Raw genomic sequence first — 14595 nt, 5'->3', positions numbered from 1 at the left:
CCTACTTGTAACGCACTCGGGGGTCTATAAACGGATACAATAAATCTATAAAAAATGTCGCCGCTGCTACCGAAAGGATGGAAACGGTAATGGTCCCCATGATCAAATTGTAATCCGCCTGCAAAATGCCCCCGTAGAGCAGCATCCCTATACCGGGATATCCGAATAAAATTTCCGTAATCAAGGCACCGTTGAAAATAGTACCAATTTGTAAGGCCAGCATGGTGAGCTGAGGTAATGCCGCATTAGGCAGCACATAGTTGGTCATAATTTTTCTTTCCTTCAACCCTTTCAAACGGGCAAAATGAACGTAATCCTCTTCAGCAATGCCTGCTGACAGCGTTTTCATGCTAATGACCCACCAGCCCGTTCCGATTAAAATCATAGAAAATGCCGGCAACAGCGAGTTGTAAATTAAGCTTCGAATATGCTCCCATGTAAATCCTTCCCCCTTAACCGTCGTGGATAGAGGAAATATAGGGAATATATAAGCAAACAGCATAATCAACACCAAAGCCAGGATGTAATAAGGAATCGGGTATAGAACCATCGATACCCCTTCCAGCATTTTTGAATATACTTTTTCTTTTCGAAATCCTGCCAAAAGACCGACCACGTTGCCGATCAGCCAGGCAATCACGGTTGAAGTAAGCAATAGCCCAAGTGTCCAAGGCAAAGAGCTCGCGATCAGTTGGTTAACCGGTGTAGGGTACATTGCAAGCGATGGACCAAAATCTTGTGTGAAAATGACCCTCTTAAAAAATCCTACATATTGCTCCCATAAAGTCCCTTCCAGCCCGAACGATTCATTTAACGATTTGCGCAGCGTTACAACCGCTTCAGGCTCCATAAAAGCCGATTTGGACATCATTTGTCCGATCATCGCTTCCACCGGATCCGACGGCATAAATCTCGGCACGAAGAACACTGTAGTGATACCGATTAACACAACCAATAGAAAAGTCACTATTCTGGTTAACAAAAACTTGTAAAATCCCATAGGATACGCTCCCCTTTATAAGAAAAGCTTCTGATCGAAGCCCTTTCGACGAAGATACATTCGTGTATTAAAGGTAGCTATTCTTGCGAGCAGAAAGTTCGATACGCGCTTTAGCGCTTTAATGAAGTTAAACTTTCTTTACTCTTAAGAAAAGCTTCTGATCGAAGCCCTCTTTTCTGATATCTAAGAATCGGATACCGGGTTTGTTCAACCCAGTATCCGAGCCTCATCAGACAATCAATCTATTTTTTTCCTGTAGGCTTCAGGTGAGGCAAGTAATACTTAAACTGCGACCACCACCACCATGGCCCCTCGTAAGCGTTTTCCGAGGTTTGGAATCCTTCCCAATAATACGTATCGACAGGAACGAATTTCGATGTCCCGAACATCGGGATAAACGGCAGCTCCTTTACAAATTCTTTGTTGATTTCAGTAATGTTTTTAATTACAGCAGGGTCGCTGCTTTTCATTCCCTGCAAATCGTCCAACAGTTGGCTTACACGGTCGTTCGCCCAACGGTTTCGATTTCCAGGAGATTGTTTGCCGTTTTCGACGACATACTGTTTATGCCAACTTTGCATTTGAACTGTCGTATCCGGCAACAATCCGCAAGAAGGCCAATACGATCCTACTTCAAAAGCGCCGGTTGATTCACTAGTCCCGAAAGTAGCTGAATCCATTTGTTGAACGTTGACATCGATGCCGAATTTTCTCCAAGTATCCGCAACGGCGAAGGCGAGCCTCATGGACTGGATTTCAAAGTTAGCAGGAGCGTTAATGGTCAATTGCCACGGAGAACCGTCCGGCTTATGCCACTTATCTCCTTTCTTCGTAAATCCGTTCTTCGTCAGCAATTCGCTCGCTTTATTCGTATCGTATTTCCACCAGCCGACCCCAAACGTATCGACCAACTGATTGTTTGACGGCAAATCCTTGATTCCTTGCTGCTTCAGCATCTCGACCATGTCTTTGCCATAACTTTCTTCGAACGGTTTATAGCCGCCACTGATTTCGAAATTTTTCAACCAGTCCACCATCGGTTTGTGGTAATTCGTTTGCAGTACCGCAATTGGAGGTACCTGAATCGGCGAAACCCTCAACATCCCGCCGAAGGTAGCCATGGATACATTCTTGATATCGGTAGCCAGCGCTAATGCCCAACGGACGTCTGGATTGTTATAAGGCGCCTTCGATGTGTTGAAGGACATTCCTCTCTGGCAAGGATCATCCATTGTCGCGTAAGGGAAGTTTTTATACCATGCTCTTACAAATTCGTTTTTCTTTCTTAAGATATCCCAGCTCTCGGGGGTAATGTCCTGCAGCACGTCCATATCATGTTGGATTGCCGCAATTATGCGCTTTTCTTCCGGACCATAGGACTTGAACAGAATGTACTTCGGTATCGGCTCTCCTGCAAGCTTGCCGACATCGCTTTTCTTCCAGTCCTCCCGCTTCTCATACAGAAACCAATATCCTTGCGGATCGCGATCCTTCAACTTGTACGGACCGACGCCTATCGGGTTTGAAAATTTAAATTTGGTCGGATCTTCTTTTTCCCAAATATGCTTTGGAAGAATCTTAAAAGAGTTACCGTAAATAACAACACCCAATTTTTGAGCCAATCTCGTTTCCGGCTTGACGGTTTCCACTTCAATGGTGTAATTATCAACCGCTTTCAACGTTTTCACCAGGCTTGCGTAAAATCCGTTAAACCCGAATTCTTTTGTTTTCAGAACCAAATCTGAAGTAAATTCGATGTCCTTGGCCGTGAATTCCACGCCGTCCGACCAAGCTAAGCCCTCCTGGACCTTAAATTTAAATTTGGTATTCGTATTGTCCAATGGTTCCGGCATCGTTGCCGCCAAATTGGGGACTTGTTCGCCTTTTACCGTATCGATCTCCCACAAATGAGACTGCATCAATTGGTGCAAGCCAGCAGATGTGTGGACTGAGCCTGGCATGTACGGGTTCATCGATTGCGGATCGGCTTGGCGGCCGTTAAGGATATCCACAATTAATGTTTCGTTTCTAGGCGTTCCGACATCGGTCATCTTTACGGTACCGCTTGGCTCATTTTTATCTGTAGCAGTTGGTTTTTGCGGTACCGCATCCGTACAAGCTGTCAGTAACAAAATTGCTGCCAAAAACAAACTTAAGTGAATTTTCATTTGCCTTTTTCTCATTATCATACCTCCTCGTACTGGGTTGAATGCATTATAACATCTCAATAGTTTTTTAAATTTTGTGAATATTTGATTTCTTTTAAAAATATTGGAAGTTGTTTTTTAAATCATCTTTTGGTACTCCTTTGGAGTGATCTCCTCAATGCTTTTGAACACAGTGCTAAAATAGGCCGCATCCTGAAATCCGACCATTTCCGCTACTTGATATACTTTCAAGTCCTTTTGTTTTAAAAACTCTTTCGCTTTTCGTACTCTTGCTTGATTTACATATTCGCTAAAGGATAAGCCGGTATGTTTTTTCAGCTGCGTACTGAAATACCAAGGATTTACGTACACTTCGTCTGAGATTGTTTTTAAAGAAATATCCTCCATATAATGTGCGTTTATATATTTGATAGCCTCATTAATATAATTGGGCATATAATTTCCGTCTTCCGTGTTCATAATGATCGCCATTACTAATTTTTTGAACCAATTTAATAAAAGCCTATAGGTTTTCAGCTCCTTCAATTCACGCAAATAATCATCTTGCTGTCCAAAATGCTGTTTGAAATCGATACCATGATCCTTTAAGTGTTGTTCCAGTGAAATCAATTCTCTCATCGCTTCCTTCTTTATACGGACAGGATCAACATATACATCCAAAAGGTACAATTGATTCAGGTTTGTTGAGAGATATTGCTGTGCCATCTCTAGATTACCGTTCATCATATGCTTCAACAGTATCTGGTTGGAAAAGTAATTATTTAATGCATACTTCTTTTGCTGTTCGATGAAGTCTCGATACATTTCCATATCCATCAAGATGGAAAGCTCGTTAAATTCTAAAAACTCAATCATTTGCACACTGGTGCTGTAAGCTTCCTGTAAGCATTTGGAGCCATTCATAAATCGATGAATTGCCATAAATAGACGAAATCCCTTTTTACTAAGATTAGGAAATATCCTTTGTTTTAAAGTTGATAAGTCAATTGTATTTTGAAGTAGCACAACGATAATATCATCAAAAGCTACCATTTCCAGAAATTCATTAAACTCATTCCCAATTACAAATTCTTTCTTGAGATGTTCTTCAAGCAACGGATCCCTATAGTCTTGAATTTTAATAACCAACATCTGCAAGTGAGCATAGACAGCCCATTCTTTAGGCAATTCCCGCTTTCCCGATATCACAGCCTCTAAAATCTTTTTGTTGTTAGACTCAAGCGTTTTTTTCTCTTTATGCTTCACATTTTCCTCAAGACTACGAAGAATATCTACTACAGTCTGGTAGTGGCAGGGCTTCAATAAATAATCGTGCGCACCATTTTTCAATGTTTGTCTGACGAATTCAAAATCAGAATGGCCGCTTAGTACAACGACGGTTGTATCGGGATACTGGGCACGGATTCTTTTTGTCAGTTCAATTCCATCCATATCAGGCATCTTGACATCGGTAATCACAACATCAACCGCTTTTTCCGTCAATATTCGCAGCGCTTCGTTCGGACTTTGCACCATATTTACGATTTCATAATCAGGACAATGTTTAGACAAAATCTTATTCAAGCCCATTAAAACTGTTCTTTCATCATCCACGATTAAGATTTTAAGCATAGAAAGAATCCCCCTTTATTCGCTTAATAGCTCTTCCGCGTTGATCTCAGCTTTTTTCCGAAGTTTCACTTTCACCTTCGTACCCTCTTCGAGAGCGCTTTCAATAGTAGCTATGCCATATCCTTCCCCATAAATATACTTCATTCTTTGATGTATCAATTGAATGCCTATTCCATTTTTTTTATTTTGGTATTCTAATGAACTAAAGACAGACCGGATTTTGTCTTCGGACATCCCTATCCCATCGTCAGCCACTTCAAAAAACAACTGATCGTTTTCCACATAACTGCGGATAACAATGGACCCGCTTCGCTTCAAATCTTGAAACGCATACTTAAAGGAATTTTCTACCAGAGGCTGTATAATCAGTTTTGGAATTCTTAGCTCCCTTACATTTTCTTGTAGTTCGAATGTGTATTGAAACTTCTCTTGGAACCGCATTTTTTGAATTTTTAAATAGTTTTCCAATTGATCCATATCTTCCCTTACCGTTACAAACTCATTATTATGTGAAATCGAATATCGCAAAATACTCGAGAGAGCTACAACAGAATCCCCTATCTCTTCCTCGTCTTTTAAGATGAGCATCCAATATATCATGTCCAATGTATTGTATAAGAAGTGGGGATTCAGTTTGGCTTGTAAACTTAAGATCTCTGCTTTCCGATAATTAACTTGCTGGTGGTAAATCGTTTCAATTAAAGATTTCACTCTATCCGCCATATAATTAAAGCTATGTATAATAGTGCCAAATTCATCATTCTTGTTGTTTACCAAAATAATATTCAAATTTCCTTGCTGAATGCTCTCCATTCCTTTCATGATCATCTTTAACGGTCGAAAAATTAGCCGGGCGGTAGCTAATGCAAAAACCAAAATTGCCAGTAGAATCAAAATAACCATTAGAAAAAAAATTTGGTTAAACCGATTAATGTGGTTCACAATCTCTGTATTGGGAACTATGCCTATCAGTTCCCAATTTTTGTTATATAATGAATGCTTTACAGTTGAACCGTCAGCCTGGTTTATCACCGATGCCGGCTTTGCAATCAAGTCACGATCTTTCGCGAAAATAACGGTATTATTACCAACAATATAAACCTCCCCTTCTTTTCCCAACTTTACCTCATCCAGAATATTGCTTAAAAATGTTTCATTAAGATCGATTCTTAACAAACCCAATCTATCTTCCTCATCATGAATGGACAGCAAGATGGTAAGCTGAAACGGATTTGTTTTCAAAGCCATTCTTTCGACTTTGTCATTTGGACTTGTCGAATCCGGAAGATTATGCATATCTAAATCCATTTCTAAGGTTGGCCCTGAATAATAGCAACTAATGGGCTCATGCTTGACAGGGTATATATATATATTGTCGATCATTTCAAGATTCGTGAGCCTTAATACTTCTCGGGTAATCAAATATTTTGCAACATTGTAGTTAAGGGAATCATATTTGAGGTCCTTCAAATAATTTTTCAGTACTTGGTTACCGGTAATTGTCTGCACCATATTTTCGGATTTTTCTACTTGAAGATCCACACGTTTACCTATCTGATGCACCGTTTCACGAAAATATGCATCGGATTGTTCCATAAAAATAGTGCTAATCCAATTCTTAAAAACCCCTACCTGAAGCACCAACACAATACTTGCGATTAATATAAACATTAAAATAATCTTCGATTTGAGCGTGTGCATTTTGAAGAAACTCATCATATCCATATGGTTATTTTTTGTTCATACCCAGGATATCCAGCCATATGACAACCTCCTATAGCAAATAAAGTTCTTTCACGACATGCCTAAAAGCTCTATAAGCGCTGATCTGCTTTTTAGAATACTGGTTATATTTTACTTATTCGCGAAGTCCATCAACTATCCTGCCCATTCGGAACAGGCTGCCGAATAATAACCTAATTCTTGGAAAGTAGACGTCTCACAATTCAACCAGAGTAAAATATAATCGAGTAGGAGGGGGCGGCTCGCCCCCGACCTCTCACACCACCGTACATGCGGGTCCGCATACGGCGGTTCCAAAAGGTTAACAAAGCTCCAAATAATGAGACGAGAAAGCAAACTTTTCAGCCCCTTCGCTTCCCTGTAGAAGTCGGAAGGGCGTTATTCGTGTACTGGAACATTTCCCATGGGCCTTACAGGAGTTCGCCATTACGAATGCCGCCCACTAGGGCACTCCCAGCGCCTGAAGCTCACGGATACAGATTCACACCTGTTTCCATTGCTTCCATAGCACATGCGAAGTCTCCTATGAAACTAATGCACCAATTTTAGTATCCTGCCCGTTGGTCGCTCCTCTACCCTGACTTTCAAGCATACAAAATTGAGAATAATCCTCAACTGCGGGAAACGATTCATGTTCTTGTCCTAATCGGCAAACGATATATGTTCTTGTCACTGGCTTTTGACAAGAACATATATCGTTAAAATGAAAAAAGCCGCAGATATGCGGCCTCTTAAGCTTATATGTTTTTGTCACTGACTTTTGACAAGAACATATATATATAGCAGTTATTAAGTTATCGGGATGTCTAGTGGTAAGCTCAATGTTGATTATTCGAGTATATGATACTTTACATCATATCACATCCACCGAAGATTCCCTCTTATGAACGTGCTAATGATTGATGACGACCTCTCCTCCCTTTTCGAATGAATCGTCTATCAAGATAGAAAGTAGTCAGCAATGCTGCTAAACTAAGCAAAACTGGAATACCGAAAGCTTCATAGGAAAACGGTTTGCCTTCGAAGTTTAGATTTGTCGCACGGTATTCCAATCGCTTGGCACCATATTTTGCGGTTAGGACGTCCTCTTGCTTGGCTAAATCTTCAAGCGGAGCATCAAAGATAAATCTGTCTGCCGAACCGCTGTGAATGAACTCAGGCACCACGTTATTTCCCTTTTCGTTCCACTGTTTGACATCTTCCGCAGTTAAAGACTCCGCCCCCACTCCTGGAACGAACATTCGATCCAGCTTCGGCGCATTCGACATTTGATATCGGGTGACAAGATTAAGGTGATACTTCGTAACGATAGGTTGCTTAGCGTCTGAGATGGTGTATACCTTTGTTGTTCCGGAAGCGGCATAGGTATCAAAAATCGTTGTAAGTGCTCCGTCATCCATCCCGTTATACAACAATACCCCTGCGCTTTTTTTGTTCCATTGGAATGCTTGGTTAAACGTAAATATCAATTCGGTTCGATCCACATAATAAGGGTCTACCTTCGGATACTTTACGAAATGATAGGAAGGGTACTTCATCTCTTTCGCTATTTTCTCCGCCATAGATTCGCCTAATTGCTGTGAGATCACATAGAGGACGGCATCGATTCCTGAAGTGAGAGCAGCTGAAGCGACGATGTTCCCGTCTGCGACATACCGCACATCCCTTCTCCATTTTGTTTCAGGATATTTATCGATTTCATGATAATCAAAACTTTTCCAGTCGGTAGTTGCTTCTTTCCCTTTTAATAAACCTGTATCGGCCAGATTCAAACCTCCAGCGCAAATGCTTAACAACTTCGTATCAGAATGTTTTTGTATCCATTCCCGGACAGGTTTATACTTTGCTTCGTCAACCATAGGCATTGCCGGGATCACAATAAGGTCGGGACTTTTTCCTAAAAATCGATCCAGTTCATCAAAAGAATAGTGTGGCATCAGATCCAAACCACCAGAGAGTGTTTTCATGTTTTTGTCCGGGGCAACTGCATATACGTTATAAGACTCAGTCATGGCGAACATTTCATACGGAACCATAAAATCGAACACTTCTGTCGTCGGATTGGATAAAAGGACAGCTACTGTAGGTTTTTTCGGATTATGTTCAGGGACGCTCACGTCTTGTAAAGCAGGCATCGGTGTTTGCCGAGTGGGAATCCAATATGCATGATTTGATTGGATATATCCAAACGCACCAACCCCACCGAAAAGGATAACGAACGTCATTACATAGACAACGACGCGTAATAATAACTTCATACTTGATTCTCCTCTGACCCCAATTTTTTCTCGCTTTGTTGCCGCAGCGGTGATTTCAACATCTGTCATCTAACTTCGCCATTGTGATGTTGTCTTTCATCTGCAACCATCGTATTACAGTAGAAGAATTTGCAACCTGTTAATAGTGACTACCGCAACGTAAAATATTGCGGTCTTCACGCGAAGCATGACGCGCTGACTTTACCGAAGTTGTGGAAGTTACCGTTTCTAACATAAGACAATTCCAAATCACGTTAAAACATATAGGATACTCCCTTTTAACAAAACATTATATTTAATTTACCATACCCCCGTTGGGTATGTCAATTAATCCTTTTAGTAAAATCGTGTTTGCCGCTGCCGATTGTGCCGGAAGCCTGGATTGTTATCTTATACAGAAAGAAGTAATAGACTGGATATGTTGGTCCCAATGCGGCCTTTCGAATTATAAAACCGTCAGATCTCGTAAAAATAATATTAGAATAGCCCCGACTATAAAAACAGCGGCAGCATGGACGAGAAAATAAAGTCCTAGACTGCCACTGTTTTATTGAGCAAACGTTCCTCGTTAGCGCAATGATATAGTTCGTTCAAAATCAAATAACGCCAAATTTAGTTAGGGCATAGTATATGCCATCTTCACTTGCTTTTTTGGTAACGAAATCTGCCTTTTGTTTAAGACGTTCCTCACCGTTGCCCATAGCAATACCGAGGCCAACGAACTCTAACATATCTAAATCATTACCACCGTCACCGAATGCGATAGAATTGCTAACGGCAATGTTGTAATAATCCAGTACTTTTTTGATTGCTTCCGATTTAGAGACCACTTGTTTTTCAAGAATGTTTATTACATAACTATGAAAACGTACAAACCGCAGTTGCGGGAAGTTATCAATAAATTTTTGAGCTTCACTCTCATCAGCGTACAAACACATACAGTAAATTTCTTCTGAGAGTGCGTCTAATTTCTTGGGAAAATGGCTAAGACCTAGGGTCTCTAATAGTGCACTTCTAACACGTTTTTCTTCTACTCCTATTCCGTTCATTGAAATCGAATCTGTAAAATAGGAGAGACTGTGGCCGTTTAACTCGGCAAAACTTGATAGTTCACGAACAGTATTTGCAGAAAGCGCTGACTTATAAATCACATTATTTTTTGCTTTAATAAGTGCTCCATTTGCTGATATTAAAGTATCAATGCCAAGCGCAATTAGTTCTTCGCACAAATCATGTGGTCTCCCCGTTGCAACAACGACCTTAATACCTTTTTCATGAAGCCTTGTTATAGCCATTTTTGTGCTTTCAGGTATTCTTCTATCCACTTCACTTAATATGGTCCCGTCAACATCAAAAAACACTATCTCGTACACTGCTAGAATCCCCCTATATTTAAAAACACCTTAATCTCATATACGTTAGTAACCCATGGAGTTCCTTACTTAACTGAATTATCCTGCCCTTTAGTTCAATAAAATGAGCAGGCTGCCGCGGCACCTGCTCATTATGTTCTTCTTCAACAAACGTTTCCCGTTACTTTAAGTACAATATATCACAAACAATAAGTATTTTTATTCAAACTTGTACATAAGAATGTCGTCAATGTAGTGGGAACAAAATGCCAACTAGATAATCGACATATCGATTCTTTAACTCACGCTCCCTAAGTGAATATTAAATCTCTCCCCAATATAACTCTGTTTCATATATATAAGGTACTTTACCGTTTTTCTCATATCGATTAAATAACTTTTTTAATTCGTCCATCATAGGTCCGTAGTTAGGATGTTCAGGCATAGGAGTATAGGAGGAAGACATTACTCTTCCACTTAGACCCTCAAAATCAAATAATTGTTGTATTTTAAAAACGGACTTCTCCATAGTATTTTCTTTAAAGAATAATTGCAATTCATCTTCCGAAATGTTTTTGTGATTCACTTCGGAGTAATCAATACCATAGTTAAGCAATAAATGTTCTATCCCTTCTAAAAAAGGGGTTCCTTTTGTTTGACGTGTATTCCAAACTAAAATAACCTTACCACGTTCTTTTAGAATTCGTTTAAACTCCATTTTTGTAACAGTACGATCGAACCAGTGGAACGCTTGAGCACAAACTATAAAGTCTACGGAATTGTCACGTAAACATGTTGATTCTGCTGAACCTGCCACAGCACGAAAGTTGGATTCATGTCCAAGTATTTGTACACAAGCTTTTCGCATTTCCTGATTTGGTTCTACTGCAATAACATTAGTACCTCTTTCAACTAGTAATTTAGATAATTTCCCTGTTCCTGCCCCAATATCAGCCACGGTCGAATTCTCATCAAGTTTGACAATATCATATAAATAATCTATTGCGTCACTAGGATATGTTGGACGATATTTCACATAATCTTTAACTCTGTTTGAAAATGATTGCTCTATGTCCATCACCATACTCCTCCATTTGTTATTAATAGGATTTTCATTAGACAATGATGTTACCTATGTATCGATTATATCCCAACAGAATCTGCATCCAGCCCTTTTTGTTACAAGTTTTCCCGTTATTTGAAAAACTTTAACTAAATCTTAGCCAATACTTATAAGACGACAAAAGTCTACCTGTTGTTTCATACTCATTCTTAAACAAAACTGCCCTTCCCTCGGTTTTAAGGGTTTATCTCACGTATACTCACTCATTCGCAGGATTTCTAGCTTAATAGGCTGCCGCTTGTTTCTGCGGAACCTCAACTTGTTTATTCAGCCAAATTATGTAGGCACATTTGTGTCATTGGACACATATAACTTTCTGTAAAATAGAGTAGTAGATACTGTGTTATGTGATGTCGCCCACATCCTTGAAATACATTCATAGTTCTAAAATGATGGCTTTATCTTATGATTCTATATCTAAATATAAATGCATTTCTCCGTTCTTCTTCTTTATTACTCTGATGGTACTCAAATTTAAATCTCTTATATCGTGGCCCCAAATGATGATCTAATATAGTTTTAACAAATAATTTTAATACAGACACTTGACCTTAGGCCTGACCTAAGGTGTATCGTTGAGATATTCCAAGCTTTAGGAGTGAATTTTATGAAGAGTGAAATTACGATTAGTGAATTAGCCAATCTTATGAACGTGTCTGTTCATCAAATTCGTTATTTTGAAGAGAAAGGAGTTCTTCAACCCGCTTACACAGATAACAATCAGTATAGAATGTACGGCATTGAGCAAGTATACCAGTTAGCACATATTCTATTACTTCGCAAGTTGGGAGTGTCTGTTCAGTCCATAAAAATTTGTATGACCTCCTATTCTGTGGATCAATATCGACAACTTCTTCATTATTCCTCGCGGGAAGCAGATGCGGAGCTGCTGCGGCTCAAAGAGCTTCAGCAGTTCATCAAAAAAGTTTTGCATGAACAGCAAAACTTTAATTCGGAGTCTAACCAGTATCAAATAAAGTGGCGAGACACCACCTACTTTGAGAGTTGGATTGAAATGGGTTCACACACTATGCTTAATGCCAAACTGTTGGCTGAACAAGCGAAGCGCGTTCTGAACTTGTTCGAAACGGACATTCATTATATATATGATGGTTCGAGCACAATTACCTTATGTTTAGAAACTCAAGGGCCTGGCGATTTTTCTTTACCTGAAGGCAATTACCTTTCTATGCAATGCCTAATTCTTGAAGATGATGAGCTCGAACAAATGATTGAGCAGTTGTACGACTATGCTGCTGCACAATCATATACCATAGCGGGACCCCTTATCCTTATTGAAAGATCCTATTTATCGTTATTTAGCAGCAAGAACGAGTTGCATTACGAGTTGCAATTGTTGATCGAATCGGCTACAAAATCCTAAAGGAGGAACAATCATGACTACAGTACCGATAACAATTGAGCCTATGCAGACCAAATATAATCTACAGGTCGGCCACCTGCTTGTTCACGGGTTTCGCGGAAAATTTCAAAACTTGACGAACATGAATGATGACGATCTCGCTCTTTTTTTTGAAAAGCTGTTTGAACATTTACCCACCGAACCGGCAAGTCAAAGAATGGTCGTCCTGCAAGATGGAGAAGTTATCGGAACGATGTCTATCAAATGGAAGCCCGAATCTGACAAAAAGCAAAAGCAAGAGCTTCCTTCGTGGAAGAGCTTCAATAGGTTGGGAAAATGGAACCTGTTAAAAATGCTGATCGGGTTATCTTTATTAGATCATAAACCACAGGCTGGAGAATGTTATATTGCAGACATTGTTGTCCATCCGGACCATCGAAGCAAGGGGATTGGAAAGCTATTATTTCAGTGGGCGCGGCATTTTGTGCAAACTGAGCCAAACTTAGGTGTGCTGAGCTTGCACGTCGTAGGTAGTAACCCACGTGCCAAGCATCTATACGAGCTCCTGTCATTCCATACTCACTTACAAAAGAATAGCGTAGTGCGGCATCTTTTGTTCAATGAATCGAAATGGGATTATATGGTCTTAAATTTAAAGTGATATGAATTTTTTTAAAGGGGCTATTAGGAAAATGGTAACCTGTTTTTGCATTGGCATACGGAAGCTGATGGCATCGCACCAATCTAGAATAAAGATGAGAAAATATGAATGATGAGGTGATAAGACAAGATATCCATATAAACCAAGACGCATATGGCGTGTTCTATTTTGAGAATGTAAAAGCGTCTATCCTATCTGATGCAAAAATACAGGTTCAGCAAAGGCTCCCTGATGTCAAAATTAGAGCAGTTACAATGGTTCTAGATAATAATGAAGATGAACAAGTTTAACTACAAAAGACCGTGCATTTATTGACGGTCTTTTGTACGTATAATGAATATGAAAAAAATTATTGAACTAACCTAGTGTAAACTCTGCCCTTCATTCCACGCTCTGTAACGGTAAGTTTTCGTGTATGCTACTTACAATTCAAAATAGGCAGGAAAAATCAAATCAATCCGATATTAATTTTGAATAGATATTGAGATCGTTAAACTTTCCGTTTACTCTTTCATATTGTCTTAGTGTTCCTTCAAACGTAAAGTTTAGCTTTTGTATAAGTTTTATTGACTTCACGTTTTCGGGTTCAACTTTTGCTTCGATTCGATTCATCTTTAAAGATGAGAATGCGTAATCTAACAAAGAATAGATAGCTTCTGAAGCATATCCTCTTCCCCAAAATGATTTAGCAATGTCATATCCAATTTCTGCTTTTGCATTTTCAAAATCCAAAGAATTAAAACCACAAGAACCTATGATTTCATCGGATTCTATTTTAATTATGGAAAAACGAATAGCTTTGCTGTCTTGAGAAAGGTCATCAAGGAGAGTAATCATTTCTTTTGCTTGATTTTCATTAGTAAAACAACTAACATTCATAAATTTAGTAACATCTGGATCAGACCAAATTTTAAACAAGCTAGACGAATCCGATACCTTCATTTTTCTCAAATGTAAACGTTCTGTGTGTAACTCTGTAATCAATACTTTTACCTCCATTATATTTTAATAGTTAGGTTGAAAATATTGACATCTACGCATAGTTCAGTCCCTTCATTTTTGAAGATAGTTTCATTATACAAGAGGTTTTAGGCTTTATCTACGTTTAATCCCCCAAAAGCAAATTTATCAATGCCGCTTCAACCTTTATCAATATTTTCTGCTTTACCACTACTTGTGGTACGGTTCACCACGCATGATCTTAAACTATCTTGCCCGTTACTTCAGCAGCTGCCCGTAGCGGTTGTTTGAACTATCGTTCTGTGATCATACTTCTTTCTATTTATATTGGCTAAAACTAAAACAGCCAATCATAT

At 39.3% G+C, this 14595-nt stretch carries 11 protein-coding genes; 3 read left to right on the top strand and 8 right to left on the bottom strand.

Annotation, left to right across the window (positions count from 1 at the left end; all coding sequences use genetic code 11):
- Position 1 precedes the first annotated feature (1 nt).
- The 7 genes from GC093_RS04680 to GC093_RS04650 form a co-directional block, all read right to left on the bottom strand.
- Entirely contained in the window at positions 2-1000 is a 999-nt protein-coding gene (locus tag GC093_RS04680; RefSeq protein ID WP_171650710.1) for an ABC transporter permease, read from the bottom strand.
- A gap of 242 nt (positions 1001-1242) precedes the next feature.
- Complete coding sequence (locus tag GC093_RS04675; protein ID WP_216624502.1) at positions 1243-3183, bottom strand: ABC transporter substrate-binding protein; 1941 nt, start codon at positions 3181-3183, stop codon at positions 1243-1245.
- 102 nt (positions 3184-3285) lie between these two features.
- On the bottom strand, positions 3286-4779 hold the full coding sequence (locus GC093_RS04670; protein ID WP_171650708.1) for a response regulator: 1494 nt from the start codon (positions 4777-4779) through the stop codon (positions 3286-3288).
- A 15-nt stretch (positions 4780-4794) separates the two neighbouring features.
- Entirely contained in the window at positions 4795-6504 is a 1710-nt protein-coding gene (locus tag GC093_RS04665) for a cache domain-containing sensor histidine kinase (protein WP_216624501.1), read from the bottom strand.
- A gap of 899 nt (positions 6505-7403) precedes the next feature.
- Positions 7404-8780 carry a DJ-1/PfpI family protein gene (locus GC093_RS04660; protein WP_171650769.1) on the bottom strand — a complete coding sequence of 459 codons (1377 nt, stop codon included), beginning with the start codon at positions 8778-8780 and terminating at the stop codon, positions 7404-7406.
- Positions 8781-9376: 596 nt separating this feature from the next.
- Positions 9377-10153, bottom strand: coding sequence for a Cof-type HAD-IIB family hydrolase (locus GC093_RS04655; protein WP_171650706.1), 777 nt, complete (start codon positions 10151-10153; stop codon positions 9377-9379).
- Between the two features lie 301 nt (positions 10154-10454).
- Positions 10455-11210: a class I SAM-dependent methyltransferase gene (locus GC093_RS04650; protein ID WP_171650705.1), complete on the bottom strand. Its 756-nt coding sequence runs from the start codon at positions 11208-11210 to the stop codon at positions 10455-10457.
- A gap of 652 nt (positions 11211-11862) precedes the next feature.
- Here GC093_RS04650 and GC093_RS04645 point away from each other — a divergent pair.
- The 3 genes from GC093_RS04645 to GC093_RS04635 all read left to right on the top strand — a co-directional run bounded on the left by GC093_RS04645 (position 11863) and on the right by GC093_RS04635 (position 13569).
- Positions 11863-12639 (top strand): MerR family transcriptional regulator, encoded by a 777-nt coding sequence (locus GC093_RS04645; protein WP_171650704.1) that lies wholly within the window; start codon positions 11863-11865, stop codon positions 12637-12639.
- A 13-nt stretch (positions 12640-12652) separates the two neighbouring features.
- Positions 12653-13279 (top strand): GNAT family N-acetyltransferase, encoded by a 627-nt coding sequence (locus tag GC093_RS04640; RefSeq protein WP_171650703.1) that lies wholly within the window; start codon positions 12653-12655, stop codon positions 13277-13279.
- 104 nt (positions 13280-13383) lie between these two features.
- Complete coding sequence (locus GC093_RS04635) at positions 13384-13569, top strand: hypothetical protein (RefSeq protein WP_171650702.1); 186 nt, start codon at positions 13384-13386, stop codon at positions 13567-13569.
- A gap of 163 nt (positions 13570-13732) precedes the next feature.
- Here GC093_RS04635 and GC093_RS04630 read toward each other — a convergent pair whose 3' ends face one another.
- Positions 13733-14263, bottom strand: a complete 531-nt coding sequence (locus GC093_RS04630; RefSeq protein WP_171650701.1) for a GNAT family N-acetyltransferase — start codon at positions 14261-14263, stop codon at positions 13733-13735.
- Positions 14264-14595: the final 332 nt, after the last annotated feature.

Source organism: Paenibacillus foliorum (assembly GCF_013141765.1).
Taxonomy (GTDB): Bacteria; Bacillota; Bacilli; order Paenibacillales; family NBRC-103111; genus Paenibacillus_S; species Paenibacillus_S foliorum.
Note: the sequence above shows the minus strand (reverse complement) of the source record. Positions and strands in the feature narration are given on the sequence as shown.

Coding starts and splice junctions, on each gene's coding strand:
- GC093_RS04680 (WP_171650710.1), bottom strand. CDS start 1,000: ATGGGATTTTACAAGTTTTTGTTAACCAGAATAGTGACTTTTCTATTG.
- GC093_RS04675 (WP_216624502.1), bottom strand. CDS start 3,183: ATGAGAAAAAGGCAAATGAAAATTCACTTAAGTTTGTTTTTGGCAGCA.
- GC093_RS04670 (WP_171650708.1), bottom strand. CDS start 4,779: ATGCTTAAAATCTTAATCGTGGATGATGAAAGAACAGTTTTAATGGGC.
- GC093_RS04665 (WP_216624501.1), bottom strand. CDS start 6,504: ATGGATATGATGAGTTTCTTCAAAATGCACACGCTCAAATCGAAGATT.
- GC093_RS04660 (WP_171650769.1), bottom strand. CDS start 8,780: ATGAAGTTATTATTACGCGTCGTTGTCTATGTAATGACGTTCGTTATC.
- GC093_RS04650 (WP_171650705.1), bottom strand. CDS start 11,210: ATGGACATAGAGCAATCATTTTCAAACAGAGTTAAAGATTATGTGAAA.
- GC093_RS04645 (WP_171650704.1), top strand. CDS start 11,863: ATGAAGAGTGAAATTACGATTAGTGAATTAGCCAATCTTATGAACGTG.
- GC093_RS04640 (WP_171650703.1), top strand. CDS start 12,653: ATGACTACAGTACCGATAACAATTGAGCCTATGCAGACCAAATATAAT.
- GC093_RS04635 (WP_171650702.1), top strand. CDS start 13,384: ATGAATGATGAGGTGATAAGACAAGATATCCATATAAACCAAGACGCA.